Origin of the sequence: Acinetobacter sp. UBA2581 (assembly GCF_002339435.1) — a bacterium.
Taxonomy (GTDB): Bacteria; Pseudomonadota; Gammaproteobacteria; order Pseudomonadales; family Moraxellaceae; genus Acinetobacter; species Acinetobacter variabilis.
The window spans coordinates 1-20,472 of sequence record NZ_DDLD01000018.1 but is presented as its reverse complement, the minus strand read 5'-3'; the positions used below and the strand labels follow the sequence as shown (position 1 = coordinate 20,472).

17 protein-coding genes and 3 pseudogenes are annotated in these 20,472 nt (G+C 42.1%); 7 read left to right on the top strand and 13 right to left on the bottom strand.

Annotated elements, in window-relative coordinates; all coding sequences use genetic code 11:
* The first annotated feature begins 40 nt into the window (after positions 1-40).
* Positions 41-9,013: a PLxRFG domain-containing protein gene (locus B3Q46_RS01800; RefSeq protein WP_286713011.1), complete on the top strand. Its 8,973-nt coding sequence runs from the start codon at positions 41-43 to the stop codon at positions 9,011-9,013.
* 291 nt (positions 9,014-9,304) lie between these two features.
* On the opposite strand, the gene B3Q46_RS01795 is transcribed toward B3Q46_RS01800, so the two are convergent.
* The 4 genes from B3Q46_RS01795 to B3Q46_RS01780 all read right to left on the bottom strand — a co-directional run bounded on the left by B3Q46_RS01795 (position 9,305) and on the right by B3Q46_RS01780 (position 11,546).
* Entirely contained in the window at positions 9,305-9,631 is a 327-nt protein-coding gene (locus B3Q46_RS01795; protein WP_286713009.1) for a hypothetical protein, read from the bottom strand.
* Between the two features lie 102 nt (positions 9,632-9,733).
* Positions 9,734-10,180 (bottom strand): PIN domain-containing protein, encoded by a 447-nt coding sequence (locus B3Q46_RS01790; RefSeq protein ID WP_286713007.1) that lies wholly within the window; start codon positions 10,178-10,180, stop codon positions 9,734-9,736.
* Positions 10,177-10,893, bottom strand: a complete 717-nt coding sequence (locus tag B3Q46_RS01785; RefSeq protein WP_286713005.1) for a hypothetical protein — start codon at positions 10,891-10,893, stop codon at positions 10,177-10,179. Before B3Q46_RS01785 ends, B3Q46_RS01790 begins: the two co-directional genes overlap by 4 nt.
* Positions 10,894-11,054: 161 nt before the next feature.
* Positions 11,055-11,546 carry a hypothetical protein gene (locus tag B3Q46_RS01780; RefSeq protein ID WP_286713003.1) on the bottom strand — a complete coding sequence of 164 codons (492 nt, stop codon included), beginning with the start codon at positions 11,544-11,546 and terminating at the stop codon, positions 11,055-11,057.
* A 156-nt stretch (positions 11,547-11,702) separates the two neighbouring features.
* Between B3Q46_RS01780 and B3Q46_RS01775 the strand changes: the two genes are divergently transcribed.
* The 3 genes and pseudogenes from B3Q46_RS01775 to B3Q46_RS01765 all read left to right on the top strand — a co-directional run bounded on the left by B3Q46_RS01775 (position 11,703) and on the right by B3Q46_RS01765 (position 12,976).
* Positions 11,703-12,074, top strand: a complete 372-nt coding sequence (locus B3Q46_RS01775) for a hypothetical protein (protein ID WP_184103936.1) — start codon at positions 11,703-11,705, stop codon at positions 12,072-12,074.
* Between the two features lie 14 nt (positions 12,075-12,088).
* Positions 12,089-12,577, top strand: a pseudogene (locus B3Q46_RS01770) (TIGR02594 family protein); the annotation flags it as partial.
* On the top strand, positions 12,578-12,976 hold the full coding sequence (locus tag B3Q46_RS01765) for a hypothetical protein (RefSeq protein ID WP_286713001.1): 399 nt from the start codon (positions 12,578-12,580) through the stop codon (positions 12,974-12,976).
* Between the two features lie 234 nt (positions 12,977-13,210).
* Here B3Q46_RS01765 and B3Q46_RS01760 read toward each other — a convergent pair whose 3' ends face one another.
* From B3Q46_RS01760 to B3Q46_RS01745, 4 genes are all read right to left on the bottom strand, one after another.
* Complete coding sequence (locus B3Q46_RS01760) at positions 13,211-13,858, bottom strand: hypothetical protein (protein ID WP_286712999.1); 648 nt, start codon at positions 13,856-13,858, stop codon at positions 13,211-13,213.
* Positions 13,859-13,931: 73 nt separating this feature from the next.
* The gene (locus B3Q46_RS01755) at positions 13,932-14,102 is read right to left on the bottom strand and encodes a hypothetical protein (RefSeq protein WP_286712997.1); all 171 of its coding nucleotides are present in this window, start codon (positions 14,100-14,102) and stop codon (positions 13,932-13,934) included.
* A gap of 17 nt (positions 14,103-14,119) precedes the next feature.
* Positions 14,120-14,365, bottom strand: a complete 246-nt coding sequence (locus B3Q46_RS01750; RefSeq protein WP_286712995.1) for a hypothetical protein — start codon at positions 14,363-14,365, stop codon at positions 14,120-14,122.
* A gap of 1 nt (position 14,366) precedes the next feature.
* Complete coding sequence (locus B3Q46_RS01745; RefSeq protein WP_174894421.1) at positions 14,367-15,584, bottom strand: tyrosine-type recombinase/integrase; 1,218 nt, start codon at positions 15,582-15,584, stop codon at positions 14,367-14,369.
* A 166-nt stretch (positions 15,585-15,750) separates the two neighbouring features.
* Between B3Q46_RS01745 and B3Q46_RS01740 the strand changes: the two are divergent.
* Both B3Q46_RS01740 and B3Q46_RS01735 read left to right on the top strand, forming a co-directional pair.
* A pseudogene (locus tag B3Q46_RS01740) lies at positions 15,751-16,077 on the top strand (aminoacyl-tRNA deacylase); the annotation flags it as partial.
* A 209-nt stretch (positions 16,078-16,286) separates the two neighbouring features.
* Positions 16,287-17,397: pseudogene (locus tag B3Q46_RS01735) on the top strand (YncE family protein); the annotation flags it as partial.
* 18 nt (positions 17,398-17,415) lie between these two features.
* Here the strand turns inward: B3Q46_RS01735 and B3Q46_RS01730 are convergent.
* Genes B3Q46_RS01730 through tusD form a run of 4 tightly spaced genes read right to left on the bottom strand, consistent with a single transcriptional unit; the run spans position 17,416 to position 18,807 of the window.
* Positions 17,416-17,727, bottom strand: coding sequence for a TusE/DsrC/DsvC family sulfur relay protein (locus B3Q46_RS01730; protein ID WP_214001266.1), 312 nt, complete (start codon positions 17,725-17,727; stop codon positions 17,416-17,418).
* A 14-nt stretch (positions 17,728-17,741) separates the two neighbouring features.
* On the bottom strand, positions 17,742-18,026 hold the full coding sequence (locus tag B3Q46_RS01725) for a DsrH/TusB family sulfur metabolism protein (protein ID WP_286712990.1): 285 nt from the start codon (positions 18,024-18,026) through the stop codon (positions 17,742-17,744).
* A 17-nt stretch (positions 18,027-18,043) separates the two neighbouring features.
* The gene (locus B3Q46_RS01720) at positions 18,044-18,394 is read right to left on the bottom strand and encodes a hypothetical protein (protein ID WP_005235449.1); all 351 of its coding nucleotides are present in this window, start codon (positions 18,392-18,394) and stop codon (positions 18,044-18,046) included.
* A 44-nt stretch (positions 18,395-18,438) separates the two neighbouring features.
* Positions 18,439-18,807, bottom strand: a complete 369-nt coding sequence (tusD, locus tag B3Q46_RS01715) for a sulfurtransferase complex subunit TusD (RefSeq protein ID WP_004785936.1) — start codon at positions 18,805-18,807, stop codon at positions 18,439-18,441.
* A 280-nt stretch (positions 18,808-19,087) separates the two neighbouring features.
* Between tusD and B3Q46_RS01710 the strand changes: the two genes are divergently transcribed.
* Positions 19,088-20,107 (top strand): tyrosine-type recombinase/integrase, encoded by a 1,020-nt coding sequence (locus B3Q46_RS01710; protein WP_034171182.1) that lies wholly within the window; start codon positions 19,088-19,090, stop codon positions 20,105-20,107.
* Here B3Q46_RS01710 and B3Q46_RS01705 read toward each other — a convergent pair.
* The gene (locus B3Q46_RS01705) at positions 20,104-20,382 is read right to left on the bottom strand and encodes a hypothetical protein (protein WP_034171181.1); all 279 of its coding nucleotides are present in this window, start codon (positions 20,380-20,382) and stop codon (positions 20,104-20,106) included. The genes B3Q46_RS01710 and B3Q46_RS01705 overlap by 4 nt on opposite strands.
* Between the last annotated feature and the right edge of the window lie 90 nt (positions 20,383-20,472).

Here is a 20,472-nt window from a genome sequence, read left to right as displayed (position 1 = left end):
GTAAAGCAGCATCATTCATCACATACCGTAGGAGTATGTCATGTCTGAACAAAAGAAACCGTGGGAACAGAGCTGGAATCAGCCTGCCGAAACCTCTGTTAGCACCCAGAATAAAAAGCCTTGGGAGCATAAGTGGAATGGGAATCCAGAACCAGAAGTTGAAAAATCAAAGGGTTTCAGTGGCCATGTACGAGATATTGGTGCTTCTCTTGCAGCAGGCGCAGCATCACTCCCGGACGTTGCGATCGGTATAGGGGACATACTCACTGGCAGTGCGGTCGGAAAGACTGTGGAAGATTCAGGTTTGTATACACCTGGTTCCGGTCGTGAATACTGGGCAGATAAGAAAACGGATCAAGCTAAAGCACAGTCACAAAAATTTAGCGATGCTGAAGGAATCATTGATAAAACCAAAGTCGCTTTAACAAATCCAACATTAATCACCAATACCGTGGCTGAATCTTTACCAACTATGGTCGCAGGTGGTTTAGTCGGCCGTGGCCTGAGTACCGCAACCAAAGGGGCAATTAGCCCAATGGTGGGTGGTGCAATTGGTGAAGGTACAATGATGGCCGGATCTCAAGCAGAGAATATCCGTCAGCAAACTGATGATGGTCTACTCACTGGCAATCAGGTAGCAGCATCAGTGGCAACAGGTGCACTCGGCACACTATTTGGTTTAGCTGGTGGTGCGGTAGCGAAGAAGTTTGGCTTCGGTGATATTGATAGTATGCTTGCCGGTGCCAATGCACAGCAAGTGGCTGGTGAAATTGCCAAGGTGCCACTCAAACAGGTGCCAAAACATGTTGTACTTGGTGCACTGAGTGAAGGCTTGCTTGAGGAATTACCACAGTCAGCACAAGAGCAGGTATTACAGAACTATGCCTTAAACAAAGACCTGATGGATGGTGTGGACGATGCGATCGTCATGGGAGCATTGGCAGGCATGACCATGGGTGGTGCTGCTTCAGGCTTAAATGTACAAGGTCATAACCAGCGTTATAACGCTCAAGAACAGCTTAAAGTAGCGCAACAAGCTGCACAGCAAGCCCAAGAAACCCAAGCGATGCGTGATGCGCAATCACAATTATTTGGTGGAGATGTGCCAGATCCTGTGCTTGACCCAAGCAAATTAAATCCATTTTCCGATAATGCACCAATAGCTAGCCCGATCATTGACATGAACCGTTTAGAGGCGGCCGATGGGAATCCGCGTTATGAGAATGGCGTGAACTATGCACCCCCAGAAATAGCTACACAGTTAAGTCTTGTTGATGAACAGCCACAGCAAGCAGACAATGGCATTGACTTTGAGCGACCCGAGCAAGGTCAAACTGATTTAGAACGTCAGATTCAATTTAATAATACGTTTGGTTTAGAAACACCAGATCCTGTGGTGGACTATAACGGTATCAGTCCTTTTGATAATAATCCTCAAAAACCTATTATTGACTCCAAGAAAGTCGATTTAACACCATCCGAGCAGATGGGGCTTGATCCAAATCTAGGTCCACTTTCTGCAGCAGCTGCAACAGCTGTAGACAGTGGTGTATCTCAGCAGATGCAAATTGAAATGCAGGCACAAGCGGCAGCTGAAACAACTTCTAACGCTGCCGAGAAGACTGAAGACAGTAATGTACCATTGCAACAGGCAGCAGATGCAGCACGTGAACTTACACCTGAACAGATCCATGGCAAGCAGAATACTTATGGCGCAGACGTTACTACGGCGATTGAACAACTGAAACAGCGTCAGCAAGGAGAACAAAATGCACCAATCACGTTTGATGAAGGTATTCAGAATGGAACAATACAGCAAGGAAATGCACCGATTAACAATGGAAGCCAATCAGTTTCTGAACAGTATGACACCACTACAGCGTCTGCAATGGGAGCAACAACAGGAACAGCGCAGAAGGGATTACAACCTGCGAAATCTGATGCAGGTCAGATCGTCCCACCTAACCAAAGTCTAAATGAAATCCAAACTAGCGAAGCAAAATCCAAACTACTTGATGCTCAATCCAAAGTAACCGAACTGGAAGCACAGCTTGTCATTGAAAAATCAGTACCTAAAAAGGCACAGATCCGTAAGCAGATTACTGAACTACAGAATGAACTTTCTATTCAGACGCAAAGCGATGTGAATATCGACAGCCCGCAAAAGTCTACTGTTGAAAATCATCGTGAAAACTTTGCCAAGATGGATCGCTCTATTGCAAAAGTAAATGCTGTACGTCAACGAATGCGTGAAGCAAACCCTGAAATCTTCACTGAAGCAAATGATCGTGTACGTGAAACCCATGGTCTAACAAATGCACGTGTCACTGCGATTGCTGACGAAATTGAAAGTTCAGGCAGTTATGAGTTATCTGACCGTGAATATGACAAGGTTAAGAACAACCCAAATTATAAGATCGACTACAACCCGAAAACCTTTATCGGTAAAGTCACGGCTGTTAAGGATCAACATAGCGGTGAATGGCTAGGTAATAACGAAGATTCTGATTTAGACAATGCAGCCCATGCAGCCGCGACCAGCATTCAGAATGATTTGCCAGAACCGACCCAGGCACAAATTGAAGCCGGAAATTACAAGAAGGGACATATCAAAGTTCATGGTTTAGATATTGCTGTAGAAAATCCGCGTGGTTCTGAACGTCGTGGTACCGATCCTGATGGAAAAGAATGGGCACATACCATGAGTGACCATTATGGTTATATCAAAAAAACAACTGGCGCAGACAATGAACACATTGATACCTATGTAGGCCGTAATCCTGAGTCTGAACAGATCTTTGTCGTTGATCAGATAGACCAGAAAACTGGTGGCTTTGATGAACATAAAGTAATGATGGGCTTTAATTCACAGGAAGATGCAGTTCAGGCCTATTCATCCAATTTTGATAAGGGCTGGAAGGTTGGGCCGGTTCGCGCCATGAATAAGGATGAGTTTAAGACTTGGTTAAAAGATGGGGATACCAAGAAACCTGCAGGTGAGACTGTAGTACCTCAGTCTGAAACCACTCTTGATCCACAGAATGTTCAGCGTGACTATGGTGATAGTCTTGAAAGCGTAATGGCTGATGTGGAAACACTGGCTGATGAATTCACCATTGACCTACACAGCGTCCCTAAAAAGAGAAATGCACTTAAGAATCCAAACTATCATGCGGTACAGCATGAAAATGGCCGTGTTGAAATTCTGGGAATGAAGCATCCTGCTACGGGCAAATGGGTGGGGAAAGCACCGAAACAAGAAAAAGCTCTGGTGCAAGACAGTCCAGCTCCGGCGCAAAAGAAAAATGCAAATGGTACCCTTATGAATGAGGGTACCAAAACAAACTCGGAAAAACCGGATGGTTCAAAGGCTGTTTCCTTAGAAAAGCCTGCAGTCAAAAAACCAAAAGAAGTCATTCAGGACTTTGGTGAAAAAATTGGTGGTGCACGTAAAGACACTGCAGTAAAAACTGGTAAAAAACCTGTAGCAGAAAAACCTAAAGATGACCGTCCGACTTGGGCAAAGCGTTTTGAGATTTCGGAAATTGCAGCATCATCCAATCCAGCTGAAGTCGGCAAGTGGACGATTTCAGATACCAAAAATAAGGACTGGATGGGCAATAACCGTCGCCTGACCAATCAAATGTTTAATAGCCAGGAAGAAGCTGAGAAGTTTTTACCTGTGGCAGCGGTTGCCATGAAGCATCGTGTCACCACTGACACAAAAGATGGAAAAAAAGGCTACATCATTGTCCGAACCGTATCAGACCGCAAGCATGTGCAGGTTGTGCAGCAGTTGTTTGATACCCGTGATGCAGCAAATGAATATCTGGTACGTCATGCGCAGGAAATTTTAGAGACCAATACCACATTTGGTGAACTGGATTTGCCACGTCCTGAGAATACTCAGCGTACCGGTGTTGCTCGCCGTGAAGGAGATGCCAAAGATTCTGACTTTAGCCGTGTATTCGGATTCCGTGGAGTCGAGTTCGGCAACTGGAATAACCAGGCAGAGCGTCAGGAATTATTGAATGATGCATTTGATGGCCTGATGGATCTGGCTGAAGTCTTGAATATCCCACCAGAAGCTTTAAGCCTGAATGGAGAACTTGCACTGGCATTTGGTGCACGTGGTCAAGGACTGAGTAGTGCCAAAGCACATTATGAATCTAATCGTGTCGTGATCAATCTCACCAAAATGAACGGTGCCGGATCTCTGGCGCATGAATGGTGGCACGCATTCGATCATTACCTGTCACGCCAGGATGGTTCAGCCAGTTCTGCATGGATCCAGCATGAAGATGGCTCACGTAGCCTGAACGTAAAATCGAACCCGGCAGATCGCTTTGCAAGTCATGGTTTCAAGGTGGTGAAGTCGGGTGTGCGTGAAGATGTGCGCAATGCCTTTGAAAAGCTCATGGTGACCATGTTTAAAAAGTCACAGGCTTATATTGAAGATACCCAGGCAGCAGACGAGTTTGTAGCACGTTCACGTGACGAAGTTCAGGATAAGCTAAATTCTATCCGTGAGAACCTGACCAAGCAGCTCGATCCGCAGTACTACAAACGGTTTAATAAACCTGCTTCTGCAGACCAGCTGGCAGAGTTCGACACTGCAGCAGAGCTTATTATCACAGGCCAGTTGCTTGAGACTGAGGCGCGTAAGAACCCCAAAAGCCGTAGTACTTTTGGTGGGTACCGCCATACCAATGATGCGCTGGATAAGATCAATGAGATTTTTAAAGCTGTCCGTGGCCGATCAGGATTTAATGCAGACTTTAAGGGAGTGCTGGACTATCTTCGTGGCAGCATGAGCCGCTATATGAGCCGTCTTAAAATGCTGGCTGATGCACAGCAAAGCACCACCAAGTACAAGTCTGTGCCGACTGAATTCGCCATGAATGCCAAAGAACTGGATCAAGGGCGTGGTAGTGACTATTGGACGACTCCACACGAAATGTCGGCACGTGCATTCCAGGGTTATGTAGAAGATAAGATCGCTGCCAAGAATGCCCGTAGTCCTTTCCTGAATTATGGTCCTGAAAATGTGGGCATCCTCACGCCGTATGGGGTAAAACGTCCTTTCCCATCTGGTGAGGAACGTGTTGCAATCAATCAGGCTTTTGATGATCTGATCGGCGGGTTGCAGACTGAGAAGACTGATACCGGTTCACGTCTCTATAGTCGTGCTCAAGATAATGTGCAGTCTGGCCAGACACCAGAACAAGTCCGTGAAGCTCTAGTTGAGCGCTTCGGTGAAAAGACCATTTCTAGCCTAGAGCGTCGTGGCTTGCTGGATATTGTCAGCACTGTAGATGAACCAGGTGTGGAAGGTTTTTATCAGAATGGCCGTGTGACCTTGGTTGCAAGCAACCTGAATGAAACCAGCATAATTCCAACCTTCCTGCATGAGCTGGGTGGGCATGGCGGCTTCCAGAATGTCATGAGTGAAGAAAAATATGCCGACCTTATGGGTATATTCAACGATATGGTACAGCGTAAACATCCGCTTGCACTAGAAGCCAAACGTCTTGCCGAACGGGAAACTGATGCCAAAACACAGCAGCTGGAATACCTACCTTATCTTTTAACCCTGGCTTCGACTCAGCAGGAAATGAATGCCCTGCAAAAAAGTGCAATCAAGCGTTTTATTGATAAGGTCGTGAGTGCTGTGAAGGCATGGGCCTTTGATCGCTTGGGTATCAATTTAAACCTGAATGAAAACGATATGGTGGCTTTGGCCAACCGCATGATCCAGCAGCAGATTGCCGAACCGACTTCTGTAGAAAATGTGCGTGCTCAACTTCAGGGTACAGATCAGTGGATGAAAGCACCGAATGGCCAGCCAACTAATCTGACTGAACAACAGTGGTTGCAGGTACGGACACCAGAATTTAAACAATGGTTTGGTGACTGGGAAAATAGCCCTGAGACTGCCTCTAAAGTGGTCGACGAGAATGGCGAACCTCAAGTGGTTTACCACGGTACATCTTCCCAATTTACCCGCTTTAAACTCGGAGGTGGTTTACTGGGTCGTGGCGTGTATCTAACCGATCGTTATGAAGAAGCGCAAAATTATGCTGGCAGTCGTTCTCAAAACAGTGAAGGGACAGTGATGCCACTGTTTGCCAATATCCCAGAGATGTTTGATAGCAATTCCAAGACCACACGTGAGCAGATTGTTGGCGCTATGCAGGACGGTTTTAACGGGATTCGGCACCAGTTCAACGATATGGACTATCTAGTCGCATTTAACCCCGAACAGGTCAAATCAGCCGTTGGAAATACTGGACTATTTAGCAGTCAAGATACCGACATTCGATTTAGCCGGCAGGCCAATGCACAGCAGATTATTCAGAATCTAGTCGGCAATATGAATAAGCAGGGCCGTAATAAACTTAAAACCGAAGCAGGGTATAAAGCCACACATGCATTGCAGTATGTATTAGGTGCACTGGGCCGTCGTCAGCTGACAGAGTTGTATCAAAAGCTATTACCACAATTAAAACCATATAACGATATGGTGGCGATGATGGATGCTGATCAGAATGAAGTGGCTGCAATGTCAGATGAACTGGCACGTCGTTGGGCTGACTTAAAAGATGAAAAAGAGTTGGCCAATGTAATGCATGATGCAACCTTGGCCAAGATCGATCCGGCCAAGCCATATCAGCCAGGTGACAATGTTGCAGAATATGCCAAGCTAAAAAAACAGTTTGATGCATTATCTGATGATGCGAAAAAGGTTTATCGAGAAGCACGTGATGCCTATAAAAAGCATCACCGTGATGTGCGCCAGGCAATTCAGGATCGTATTCTGCGCTCAAGTATGAGTAATCAGAAGAAGACTGAATTACTGCAGCAGATGGATGCCAATTTCTTTGGTTATACGCAAGGCGTGTACTTCCCATTACAGCGTTTCGGTAAATATGTAGTACTGGTTCGTGATGCAAAAGATCAGGTGATTAGTGTCAGTCGTGCTGAAACCTTATCTGAAGCACATAAACTGCGTGAGATCCTGCACGGTGATTACCCGAATGCCAAAGTGCATAAGCCAATGCTGGATAAGGAATATGATGCTGCGCGTGATGGAGTAGGCCGTGGCTTTATGACCAACCTGTTCAATGAGTTGGGCAGTTTTGGTTTGAATGCACAGCGTCAGGCAGAGTTAGAAGATATTTTAGGGCAGTTGTATTTAAAATCATTGCCAGACCTCAGCTATGCCAAACACAGCGTACACCGTAAAGGTACTGCAGGTTTTAGCCAGGATGCTCGTCGTGCCTTTGCCCAGAATATGTTCCATGGTGGTAGTTATCTGGCCAAGCTGCGTTATAAAGATCAACTTGAAGAAATGCTGGATGGGATGCAAAAGCATGCTTCAGAGCAGGCCAAAATTGATGAGGATTATGAGCAGCCGGTAGCACAGCAAGTCATCGATGAGATGAATAAGCGTCACAAGAATATGATGGAAGCAAATTCACACCCATTATCTACAGCTTTAACCAGTTTAGGTTTCTTATATTACCTAGGTCTATCACCGGCATCGGCAGCAGTAAACACCTTGCAAACAGTCTTGGTAGCCTATCCTCAGATGGGTGCGAAGTGGGGCTATGATAAAGCAGGGGCAGCGCTGGCCCAGGCATCAAATGATTTCCGTAAAGGTGTATCGATCAAAGGGATCAATCCAAAGAACTGGGAAAATGATATTGCCAAGATTCTTAAAGGCGATGAGCTCAAGGCTTATGAAGAAGCTGTGCGTCGTGGTGTGATCGATGTGACCATGGCACATGACTTGGCTGGTATTGCCCAAGGCGAAGACAGCGGGGTGATGTGGAAACTGCGTCCGGTTATGCGGGTAGCAAGTACTTTATTCCATAATGCTGAACGTTTTAACCGCGAAGTGACATTTATTGCAGCGTACCGGTTAGCACGTGATAGTGGCTCAATGCACGACCAGGCTTTTGAGCAGGCAATGGACTCTACCTATAAGGGCCACTTCGACTATTCATCAGGGAACCGTCCACGAATCATGCAGGGCAATATTGCCAAGGTCATTTTACTGTTCAAACAGTTTGGCCAGAACATGATTTACACCTTGGCCCGTACCGCTCACCAGTCGCTTAAAGGCGAAACTCCTGAAGCACGTCGTGAGGCACAGCGGGCATTGGCCGGAATTATTGGAATGCATACTGTATTTGCCGGAGTAATGGGCTTGCCGTTGGTTGGGCCGATTCTGGCCATGGCTTCAATGCTCGGAAGTGATGACGATGAACCATGGGATGCAGAAGCTGCTTTGCGTAATGCTCTTGCCGATGCACTGGGTACCAAGACCTCAGAAGTTCTTATGAAAGGTGCTTCACGATTTGGCCCAGCTGACTTATCTGGCCGTGTTGGTATTAATAATTTGTTATTGCCAGATGTGCAGGACGGGTTAGAAGGTAAAGACTTTAGTGATGCTATGGTGATGAGTGGATTAGGCCCAGTGGTAGGGATTTTAACCAATACCTTTAAAGGTCTGGCTGAAATTGGGCAAGGGCACGGCATGCGAGGGGTGGAAACCATGTCACCGGTATTCTTGCGCTCTCCATTGCGATCTATTCGTTATGCGACCGAAGGTGCACAGGATAAAACCGGAGTCATGATTAAGGATGATGTGGGTGTGTTCAGCCTTGCAGCACAGGCAGTTGGTTTTAGCCCAAGTGAAGTGCGTTTGGCCACCGAAGGACGTAGTGCAATTTATTCGCATACCAAGCGCCTGGATAAGCGTCGTACAGAATTAATGAATGATTATGTTCGAGCAGTTCAGCGTGATGATATGGATGGCCAAAAAGAAATCTGGGCAGAGATTCAGGCCTTCAACCAGAAGAATCCATCACGCCGGATCAGTAGAGTCCAAGCGATGCAAAGTTTACGTCAGCGTGAAAAACGTGTGAAGCAAGCAGAGCATGGTATTTATCTGCCGAACAAGAAACGTGAGGATGCAGATATAGGACGTTTTGCGTTTGATGAGTAATAAAAAAAGCCCTCTAAGGGGCTTTTCTTTTTAACTTTGATAAAGTCTAAATTCTATAAAGTCCAACTACCACCTTGTCCTATCTCATAAACGATGAGAATTAAGGCTACTATCATTAGAACGACAACAAAGATTTCTGTTTTTGTTAGCATGTTGAACCCTCCGATCCTTACCACTTATATAGTGAAAGCTTGAGGATATCAATAACATAAAGTTACATAAAAATTAATAAAAAATACAAAAATAAATGCAGGTAAAAATAAACCTCCTGAGGGAGGTTTAGGCTTGGTTTTATCTAACCCATTTCGGCAACTGTCTATATTTTTTTAAATACATCTCATCATGGCGTCCTGAAACATCAAAGTAAGAAAATAGAACAAGAACTACTGGAACAACAAATTGCCCCAAGAACAACCAACTTATATTTTCAGAAATAAAACCTTGAAGCGGATAACTACCGAAATAATTAAAGCTATGTGCCAATTTTAAAATAGGTATATAAAAAATCGCTGAAAAAATTATCAGTGCGGCATAAAGCAAAGATAAATATTTTAGTTTTGGAAACTCTCTAAAAGCATAATCTATTTTAGTTAATCTAAAATCTAACCACTCAGGCATGACAACCTCATAACTTATTTTTATATTCAACTTATACTATAACTTTCTGCTTTTTCAAGCATTAAAAACCATCTTGAGGGTAGCTTTACTGAACTGATTAGCTCACTCGAAAAGATCGTCGATAATTTGTAAATCTGAAATAGTTTTTATTCCTATTCTTAACTTTAGATGATCTACATAACTCTTAAAGTCGTTATCTCTGGTTAAAATGAAATTTGATTTATTAGCTATTGCAATGCCAAGAATCTGAAGATCTACTTTGACCTTTTGCTTAGGTATTTCTAATTTATCTTTATAATAATCTTCAGCCATGTTAGCAGTGATATAAGCTGCTTTTTCATCGAAACTAACAACTGACGCAATTCTTTTTTTATTTTGAATAAATTGGAATCTTTCAGCGCTATCTCTAGACAAGAATTCAGACATTGCAGGAGCTGGAATTATTACTTGTTGCACATTATTTGCTTTGCAAAACTGGATAAAACCTTTATCGAAAGCATTATCATCAAAAAAAGCTACTAATATATTGGCATCAATAGTAATTATCATGGCAAGCGTTCATCTTCTAGTGTCTTGTACGGATCATCCAAATCTTGCCAGCCACTCCTGCCAAACCCAACAAAGTCAGAAATCCATTTTTCAATCGAATCTTCTTCTAGGGCCTCATAGCTGTTTAACTTGAAATCCTCTAGATAAAGCTCATAAGCTTCACCGTAGCTGTATGTAGCAACACCAGAGAAGTCAATTAGCGTATTTGTTCCTAAATATGTTTTAAGTATGTTTACATCATCTAATGCAATTTTAGCGCTTATTTTAAATCCGTTTATAAAAGTAATACCAACAGAGTGGCTTTCTGAACTGGTATTAATTCGGTTTACTCTGCCTCTAAGGGTATCATTTTGTTTAAACTTTTTAGGTTTAATCACATTTCCTATAGATCGTAACACTTTCATCTGCTTTGGGCTTTCGCCTTCGCGATGTACGCCGATTTGTGCATTACCCCAATCTAGATGCTTACTTAAGTATTGATCCAGATCCCCACCGTCTGAGTGTAGAACTTGATCTATAGCGACTTTATATTCTTCAGAATCTAATGGTGGACTGCCAACATAAATAGACCCTTCCTGTAGATAACCGAAATTATCCTTAGATCCTTTAAGTAAATTGGCAAACTGCTTAAATAGTTCAGCCATTTCGCCAAACTTAAGATCAGAAGGTTTTTTATCCGGCAAACGGAGTGCAATGACATGTTTATCTGACATAATTACCTCCTTTTAAGTTGCCTATAAAAATTATCACTGATGCTATATTAGCATTCGCTGTAATTTAACATCTTTACATTTTTGTTCAATAGATTAGAAAAAATATATGACATAGAATGTCGTTAAAAAAGAAACCAACTCACGCTGATTTCTTACTCATCTTATGTAATCTTCATTTCGCCATTAACCCAGACTTCTTGATATTCATCTGAATCAATTTTTTTCTTCAATGTGATGGCCTTATCTTTCACATCAGACCAGTTCATGTTGTTGCGTGCCCAGTCCTTAATTTCATAATCATTATCTAAAAATAACGGGATGGTATCTTCACGCAGGCTTTCACCCAGATCGTCATTGAATTCATTTTTGTAATGTTCAGCACGATCACGTGCAATGATTTCCACCGGTATGGCGTAGGTCAGACCATCTGGCATATCCAGAAAGATTTTTTTATCAAAAAGTGGTGTTTCGATGATTTCAACCACATCATCTAGACCATTTTGATATTCATTGTGCTCATTTTCTTTTTCCCACTGGTCGCAGGCAGCATCTTCATTTTCAGCTTCGATAATTTGGCTTTTTTCTTCGTGGTGCAGAGTATCGCCTTCGTGATCCACAACACGTTCCATCCAGGTCATTTTAAATTTCTTCATTTAATCCGCTCTATAAGTTCTGTACTTACAGGCTAATCACTGCTTTTACGTCTTGCTGTGTGTTTTTTAGACTAAATGCTCCTGTGTAGGGTTCGCGTAACTATCTGTAAAAAGTCAATGATGCATCAATAGATCAGAATTTGTATTGAGAGCGTTATGCAAGAGAACACCATCCCCTGGATCATTAAGATCGTACCTGCAGTTGTTGGTGCAATCTTGGCGCTGGTCCTAAGTGGTGACATTGATAAAGATGGAAAAATTGAAGTCTCACTGAATGTCATCGTCAAATTCATGGCCAGCGTAACTGTCAGTTTATATGGCGGTTCGGCTTTCATTGAATACTTCAACTTACTTCACGTATCTACGATGTACCAAGGTGCAATCATGCTGTTCTTTGCAGTGTTTGGCTTATTGGGGATCGGCATTGTTTACCAGTCCTTTGCGTTACTGCAGGGGAAACCCATGTCCGAAGTGCTGCATGAAATTAAATCAGCCTTTTTGGCGATTTGGGGGAATGGAAAGAAATGACAAAGCAATCACCTGAATTGGCCTGGATGGTAGAAGCCTATAAGCACAATGGCCTAAAAGAAGACACAAGCAAAACCCGTCATAACCCGACCATCCTTAACTGGCTAAAAGAGCTTAAAGCCTGGTGGTCAGAAGATGAAACACCGTGGTGTGGTGTATTTACTGCGATTTGTTTAAAGCGTGCCGGTGTGCCTTATCCATCAGCATGGTATCGAGCTTTAGCCTATCGTGATGAAAAACGAAAACTAGCTAAACCAGCCTATGGCTGTATCGCTACAAAAACACGCTCAGGCGGTGGTCATGTGTTCTTTGTTGTAGGTATTACACCTGCAGGCAAAATCGTCGGATACGGTGGTAATCAGAACAATATGGTCTGTTATGCAACTTTTGATCCAAAGGATCTTGAGTATTACTGGTATGGCAAAACCAATCGTCCAGCTGCTATTCGCTATCAATTACCAGTTATCAAAAACATATCTGCAACGAAAGTGACGGAGGCCTAAATGATGTTGGATGCATTTTTAGCCCAATTCTACAAGGCTGTGATTGTGGTGCTACTTGTCTTGCTTGCACTAGCAGTTGCCTTTGGTGCATGGAAGCACTTTGCACTTGAGCATAGTGAGTCACAGCGTGAAGCCGATATTGCGAAAGCAATTAAACCTTATGTAGATGCGGAACGTGAACAACGTAGCCGCGCTGATAAAGTGAGTGGTCAATATGAAGAACTTAAAGGTCAAGATCGAATACACACGGAAGTCATTAACAACAAAGTTGAGAAAATCACGGAACGCCCTGTTTATCGTAACGTGTGTCTTGATGCTGATGGCGTGTCAATCCTCAACGAAGCCGGTCGCATGGAACCTACCGGCGAATCTGACTCAGGACTGTCCCGACCTCCCTGAGATTGAATTGGGTGATGGTGGGTATGTACTTAAAGCCTGGGTAAAGGAACGGCGAATGTATGTCGAATGCGCTCAAGGCAAACGTGCTCTGAATCAAGCTGTTAAAAGGCCCTCAAGTTGAGGGTTTTTTTGTGGGGTGACTATGCAAAAAGATCAGGTAATTCGAGTAAATGTTAAGCCTTCTTTAAGCGTGAGAATTTTACGCTGGTTGATTTGGTGGGGGGAAGACAACTCCTAAATTAAGGCTGTTGTTTTCTTTGTAATTATTGAAATTGGTTTAGTCATATTAAATGGTTTAAAAGAGGTTTTATATTCATCAAGATTTTGCTGAAGTTTAGCATCGTCAATATTTTTGTTTTCATACAATTTAATAATGTTTGGTAGATTAATAAGGGAAATCATGCACTTCTCATGGACTTGCTGAAATGTTAAAAAAGCCTCCTTAATTTCACGATCTTTGATAACCTCAGATAAAGCTTTAATTTCCCAGAAACACAACGCAAATTTACTTCGATTTAATTCATAAGACTGCCGAAGCATTTCAATATCTGACCGTTTGTGTCGCATGTTGTGGATGTTTTCGGATAGGATATAATAGTTCTTATATGCATCAAACAGTCTTAAATTTATTTCCTTTTCTTTAATTTCTAGTTTGTTTCTCTCGTCTTTATACATAGTAAATATTATGAATAGTACAGAAAATAACGTACTTATCCCTGCAAAAAAAGAAACGGACAATGTATAAGCTTCTTTTAAAGATTCTTGAGTGTTGTTATAACTAAACACTATGATTGTTATAAGAAAAAATGAAATAGAGAGGCAGAATACCCATGACACCACAATCATTATTGATTTAACAATCTCTTTTTGATATTCACTCAAATTAACTCTCATTTAAGTAAAAAGTAAAAAACCATTCTTCCACTTGAACTGAATGGAAACCAAGGTAAAAAATTTAATCAGGTCTTCCCCATATCAACACAGTATTAAAGCCCTTATCAGTTGGGCTTAATTCTTTGGCTGCCTTATCAATTGCTTCCACTTTATTATTAGCTTTGAATATCCCTTCACATTCTAAATCTAGTTTTTCATTATCTATATAAAATGAAACTTTATAATCTTCCATTTCTTTACTCCTTGTAATTAACCAACAGTACCTAATACCGGCACCATTCTAGGTCCAGACTTTCGTGCTTTACTTACAATTTCAACCAACTCATCATAAGTGAGGTTAAATGAATCAGAACTGTCAAAAACATAAACTACATTTTTATCTTTAAGTTCTTCGGGTTTCTCTGGAATAAAGCGGGTAGGGATCAACTTCTGAGTTAATTGCTCATCTGTTAAAGCTTTTGGTAAATTATTTGGATCGAATTTTTTAGTCTGCATTTTATTGCCCCCATTTATCAACTATGTCAGCCCAGTCTTGTAGCATTTTCCGGCGCTGACTAATGTATTTAGCGTGATTGTAAGATGCCCTTACTTTGTTTTGTTCAGCATGAGCAAGTTGCTTTTCAATCCAATCATCGTCAAAATCGAGCTCATTTAAGATAGTACTCGCGGTTGCCCGAAAGTCGTGTGATGTCGAGTTTTTAAGCCCTATTTTTTTTAGAGCACTATTCAATGTAGCACTTCCGATTGTGGTAGCGCTACTGTATGCACTTGAGAATACATACTCTTTGTTGCCTGTTTCAGTATATTGAGACTTGAGTACATTGAATAGTTGATCAGACATAGGAACCAGATGGATCCTATTCTTTTTCATGGTTCTTTCCTGAGAGTTACTTCGTGTTGAAATCGGGAAAGTAATAATTCTTTCTTCAAAATCGACATACTCCCATTTCATACGTCTGATCTCGATTGAGCGTAGCATTGTATAAGCTAAAGTGAGTAAGGCATTTTTAACTGTTGCTGTACCATGGTAATTATCAACCCCCTTTCTAAATTGCACCTGCTGCTCTTTTGATAGTGGCTGAGCGTGCTCTACATCTGGACGATTGATGGAACCACGTACTGCATAAGTTGGATCATTCTCAGCTCTTAGAGTGGCGATTGCATATCGCATAACAGCACCAATAATTTTAATATTATTTGCTGCGGTAACTTCACCAGTCCCTCTAGCGCCTGTTGTCCGAACACGAGTGATCGTTGATCTTGCAATATACAGGACTTCTGCAGCAGTCACGTCAGCAACACTCTTGGCTCCAATTACTGGGTAGATATCCGTATCAAGAGACCATCTTACTTTTCCAACGTATTTTTCTGATCTGTTTTTTAAGATCTCGGCAATATATTCCTCAGCAACGGCTTTAAATGTATTTGCATTTTTTACACTTTGTATGACTTTTTCTTCTCTGCGGGCTAAAGCAGGGTTTTTACCTTCACTGAGTAGGGCCTTCGCCTCATCACGATTCTTTCTTGCTTCTGCTAGACTTACCCTTGGATATTCCCCTAAACTTAACATTGAAGCCTTGTTTTCAAATCGGTATCGATAGCGCCAAAGTTTTGTACCTGTGGGTCTAATCTCAATACAAAGCCCATTATGATCAGCAATACGATATGCTTTATCTCTTGGTTTAAGGCTCTTAATTTTGGTGTCGGTGAGCATGTGAGTAACCTAAATAAAATATGAGTAACTTGAAAAATTACTCACAATACTACTCACAAAATAAGATTTTGCATATAGTGTTTAGATTTGTTTTGGTTTTATAAGTGCTTAATTTATAATAAATACAATAATTTAAAGTTTGTTTAGATTTGCCTAGCTTTATATAATATTGTTTTCGGATGAGAAGCAGTATTTTGTAGCAGTTCTTCCAGTCAACCATCAGTTAAACCTGAAAAAAGTAGCATCAGCCTTTGGTTGTAAAAAGCTACAAATGGCTGATCCCAAACAGGCAGAACGTCTAACCGGTTATCTTGTCGGTGGGATTAGTCCGGTTGGGCAGAAAAAACGCCTGAAAACTGTCATTGATGCATCTGCAGAACAGCTGAATAAAATCTATGTCAGTGGGGGTAAACGCGGTCTGGATATTGGTTTAAAACCTGCGGACCTAGCTAAGGTTCTAGATGCTCAATTCGTTGATGTATTGGATGTCTAAAGTTCAAAGCATTTTTCAATAAAACTATCTTACTGAGAAGCGTTCATATCAATGGACGCTTCAACTTTTCTGGATTCTTACCTTTCTATTCTGTCGGAAAATTCAGCATGGTTTTTTCTTCATTGTATAGTGGATGATTGAGATCCACGGCCTGACTGTGGATTGAACAAAGATAAAAACAATAAAATAGAAAATATGGAGAATACCGCATGGAAATCCAGAAAAAACGATTATCACGGTTCTGTATGAGCTTGTCCGCGATGGCCATGCTCTCAGTCTTTTCAACTGCACAGGCAGATTCGTCTACCTTGCCTCAACCGCCCAATTCCCAGCAAGTTTTCTTTGTGGGTAATAACTGGGATGGAACAGTTACAGTGATTCGATCTTCAGGTGACTTTGGCAAGGTTGGTGTGATCAACATGATTCCTGATCGTAAGGAGCGTCTGAAAGAGATTCACCTCAATCCCATTAAACTGATTGCCTATACCTATATTCAAGCTACTGCGGGTGAAGGTAATGATCAGCTGGTCGACGATATGTATTCCACGCCAGATGGACAGTCAGTGGTCGCATCCCGTCCAAGTTTTGCCGATGTGGTCTCTATCAACATCAAGACAGGCAAGATTAACTGGCGTACTCCGGTTGAAGGCTTTCGTGCTGATCACATGGCAGTTTCACCAGATGGCCAGCGTGTCGCGGTTTCTGCATCTTCCGGAAATGTGGTGCATGTACTGGATATTCATACTGGTAAGGAGCTTGGACGATTTGCGACAGGCGATAAACCGCATGAAAATATCTACTTTGATAATGGCAAAAAAAATTCTGAACTCAGCCATTGGTAATGTAGAAACCTTTCTTGATGCGCAGTGGCAAGATTTTACCAAAGGTAAACGCTATATCACTATTGCAGATGCCAATACCCATCAGGTACTTAAAAAAATTGACTTTAGACCGGCATTGGATGCTTTTGGTCGAAAAGATTTATCTAATTCAGTGCGGCCGATGGTTTTTAGCAAGGATGAAAGCAAACTCTATGCTCAGGTATCATTTTTTAATGGTTTGATTGAGTATGACTTAAACTAGAATAAAGTGGCCCGTATTGGTCAGTTGCCAGGTAGCGATAGCATTCCCAAAGATCGTACTAAATGGGTGAATGATTCTCGGCATCATGGCCTGTCGATCAGTGCAGACGGTGAAAAACTCTGTGTTGCGGGCACGATGTATAATTACGCCACCATTGTTGATCGTAAGAGTCTGACTGCCGGAAAATTGATTCCTGCAGGTAAACCATACTGGGCTACTCGAAGTCCGGATGGCCGTCATATTTTAGATTAGAACTTATAAGCAGTTCGCGGGTTTCGGGATACCAGCCAGTCGGCTCAAATGACGTGCCACCAGACCCGTATTAAACTTTTCCTGTAATAAGGCATTGTTAATTTCTGGGCTGACTGTCTTCATCAAAAACTTAATTAGCGGGCGGGTTGCAGGAGAATGCCCAAACTGCTGGTAAAACTGACGAACAGCCTGTAGCACTTCAAAATGCCAAGGAGTAAGTTGAAGTTCCAATGTATCTGCCAGTACTTGGGCAACGTATTCATTCCAGATGGTGTAATCGACTAAATGACCATCTTGGTCTAGTTCTAGATTCATATGTGACTCATGGATTATTTCATTGAGATGCAGCGACTAAATTTTAAACATAGATCTGCAAATTCGGAGTAGTCGAGTAAAGCAACATTTTCAGATAAAGGTGAGGTCAGAATTTCTGCATCATTTTTTAGGATATAAACTTGCGGCAGTTGCTGTACGAAAGCATGGTCCAGATACAGCACAGATTCTCCCATCAGGACCACCTGATCATCTGAAGCATGGAGCTGTGCTAACTGATCAAGGACTGACACCGTCGCTGCATAATCTGACTGGATCAGGTAAACGGTTTGATCTGACATTTATTTATCCTTCGTCCTTACCAATACAATACGTGATCAAATTTTTGAACGAATTCTGAATTGAGTTCAATTAATTCAATTTCCTGTTCGCTTTGCTTTACAAAAGGAGAGTCCTGATTTTTCTGTTCAACCAGAATTGGGGTCAGGTCATAAAATTCGAAACTATCCACCAGATTTGAAGCCAGTTTAAAGGCATGTTTAAGTTGGTCAAACTGGAGTTCAGAACGTAAAAGACTCAAAGCAGCACCTTGTAATAGCACTTTAACTTCAGCGCCGAAGGTCGCCAGTACCATTGTAGCAGACAGGCTTTCATGCACCTGCAAGCTGTTTAGGTTGGCTTGGGTTAATATAACAAGTACAGATTTCACACAAGATTCCTTTTAAAAGCAACACATCCTGAAAAATGAAGCATCTAAAATTGAATTAGACGTTGTGAGGACTGAACAGCATCAGCAAGCTCGCCTAGACCGACCAATTCAAAACCATCAGCAAGATTATGTTGCTGAATATTGTGACGTTGAGCATTTTCCTGATCTGTAATACCACGCGCTAAGGCTGCACTGACACAAACAGGTAAGCGGATATTCAGATCCTGCCAGGAACGTGTGAGATGACGCTGGTCGTCGGGCACCCATTGCAATGCATTTGCGACCGACACGCCATCTTGATAGAAAAATACACGGAAAGCTTCCTGTTTATGTTGTAAAGCTTGGGCGAGTCCAAGCGCATGCCAGGCATAAATAGAAGTCGGTGCGGAGGTAACAAGAATTAAGGTGCTCATCGAAATTCACTACAGGCTTGATCAACGCGGGATGATGATCTTGGCTACAAAGAAAGTAGGTAGTATACAATGATTTTAGATGATCTTTTCTGATAAAAAGACAAAAAATAAAATATAAAAAGATTTAATTTTAATAAAAACAACAACTTAAAACAGTATATTAATCCTATTCCGTCACTAAACCATACCCAAAACTGCACAAAATCCCTTCTATATCCTTTCATTTTTTTACTTTACCGATAAAATGCAAAGTAATCTGCACCAAATCTGCACCAATAAAATGAAAATACCCAAACCCATCCAGCGAGGGTCCAGCTGGCGCATCATTGTCACTTTCGACAAGCAAAGATATTCAGCCACCCGAGACACAGCGAAGGAATGTGAACAGTGGGCCTATAATAAATTGCTTGAACTTCGATCTGGTAAAAAGGCAATAGAACAAGGCGAAAAGCCGAATTATCCATTTAGGGAACTTTGTGCTAGATACTATCAAGAGCATGGTCGTCACATGCGATCTGCACGGACTATCAATTTTAAAATTAAAAACCTTGACCGGATTGCACCAAATTTAGCTGACAAGTCTATTTATGATTTCAAGCCTGCTGACATTGCAGAATGGCGAAATAACCGTAAAAAAGAAGTGAAGATAGCAACACTCAGGAATGAACACGCCATTTATTCAGCCGTGTTTACCTATGCCATGAAAGAACTGTTTTTGATTGATTCTAACGTCTGGCATGCGGTCACTATGCCGAGCAAGGAAAAATCCAGAAGTCAGCGTATTACAGAAGAAGATCAAGAATTGTTGCTAAAGGCGTTAAGCTGGGATGGATCTACAACACCAGAAACGTCACGCCACTATGTAGCATGGGCATTTCGATTTGCTCTGGAAACTGCTATGCGTCAGGGTGAAATACTGGCAATGCGTAGGAAGGATATTAAAGAAGGCTTTGTGCATTTACCGATGACAAAAAATGGCGAGTCCAGAAACGTGCCTTTATCTGGTGAAGCCAAAAGACTGCTTTCTTTATTACCTAAAGGAACAGATAAACTTCTGCCCATTGATAAACAGATATGTTGTGCTACATGGATGAGAGCAAAGAAAAGAGCAGGGCTTACACATATCAACTTCCATGATTCACGACATGAAGCCATCACTAGAATGGTGAAGGTGAGAAAATTACCGGTTGAAGTGCTAGCCAAAATTACAGGCCACAAAACTATCTCAATGCTGGTGAATACTTATTACAATCCAGATGCTCAGGATCTGGTAGAAATGTTTAACGACAGTGAGAGCTAATTAGCTCTCGGTCTGCCTACTTTAACTTTGGTTGTCAGCAGGTCATGGGCCAACTTTGGATTGTATAGCGCCTTGCCTTGTGTGCCTTGATTGATCGAAACTAATTTTTCTCGAATCGTGGTCACTGACAGATTGTATTTTTGAGCCAGATAAGAAGCTGAAACCAGTTCGACTTCAACCTCTTTAAGCTCCTTCACCGTTGCACCACCGATAGTCTGACCCAGCATAATTTGAGGCGGTCTTTCGGCTTCAACGGTGATGGTGTATCGAGCCATTAAGTTACCTCTTTTAAACTTTGTTGTACTGATTCCGGTAAACCAAACACATCCTTAAATGCCTGATCAAATGTAAGCGTCCGCTGAATC

Coding starts and splice junctions, on each gene's coding strand:
- B3Q46_RS01800 (WP_286713011.1), top strand. CDS start 41: ATGTCTGAACAAAAGAAACCGTGGGAACAGAGCTGGAATCAGCCTGCC.
- B3Q46_RS01795 (WP_286713009.1), bottom strand. CDS start 9,631: ATGCCTGAGTGGTTAGATTTTAGATTAACTAAAATAGATTATGCTTTT.
- B3Q46_RS01790 (WP_286713007.1), bottom strand. CDS start 10,180: ATGATAATTACTATTGATGCCAATATATTAGTAGCTTTTTTTGATGAT.
- B3Q46_RS01785 (WP_286713005.1), bottom strand. CDS start 10,893: ATGTCAGATAAACATGTCATTGCACTCCGTTTGCCGGATAAAAAACCT.
- B3Q46_RS01780 (WP_286713003.1), bottom strand. CDS start 11,546: ATGAAGAAATTTAAAATGACCTGGATGGAACGTGTTGTGGATCACGAA.
- B3Q46_RS01775 (WP_184103936.1), top strand. CDS start 11,703: ATGCAAGAGAACACCATCCCCTGGATCATTAAGATCGTACCTGCAGTT.
- B3Q46_RS01765 (WP_286713001.1), top strand. CDS start 12,578: ATGATGTTGGATGCATTTTTAGCCCAATTCTACAAGGCTGTGATTGTG.
- B3Q46_RS01755 (WP_286712997.1), bottom strand. CDS start 14,102: ATGGAAGATTATAAAGTTTCATTTTATATAGATAATGAAAAACTAGAT.
- B3Q46_RS01750 (WP_286712995.1), bottom strand. CDS start 14,365: ATGCAGACTAAAAAATTCGATCCAAATAATTTACCAAAAGCTTTAACA.
- B3Q46_RS01745 (WP_174894421.1), bottom strand. CDS start 15,584: ATGCTCACCGACACCAAAATTAAGAGCCTTAAACCAAGAGATAAAGCA.
- B3Q46_RS01730 (WP_214001266.1), bottom strand. CDS start 17,727: ATGAATCTAGAACTAGACCAAGATGGTCATTTAGTCGATTACACCATC.
- B3Q46_RS01725 (WP_286712990.1), bottom strand. CDS start 18,026: ATGTCAGATCAAACCGTTTACCTGATCCAGTCAGATTATGCAGCGACG.
- tusD (WP_004785936.1), bottom strand. CDS start 18,807: ATGAGCACCTTAATTCTTGTTACCTCCGCACCGACTTCTATTTATGCC.
- B3Q46_RS01710 (WP_034171182.1), top strand. CDS start 19,088: ATGAAAATACCCAAACCCATCCAGCGAGGGTCCAGCTGGCGCATCATT.
- B3Q46_RS01705 (WP_034171181.1), bottom strand. CDS start 20,382: ATGGCTCGATACACCATCACCGTTGAAGCCGAAAGACCGCCTCAAATT.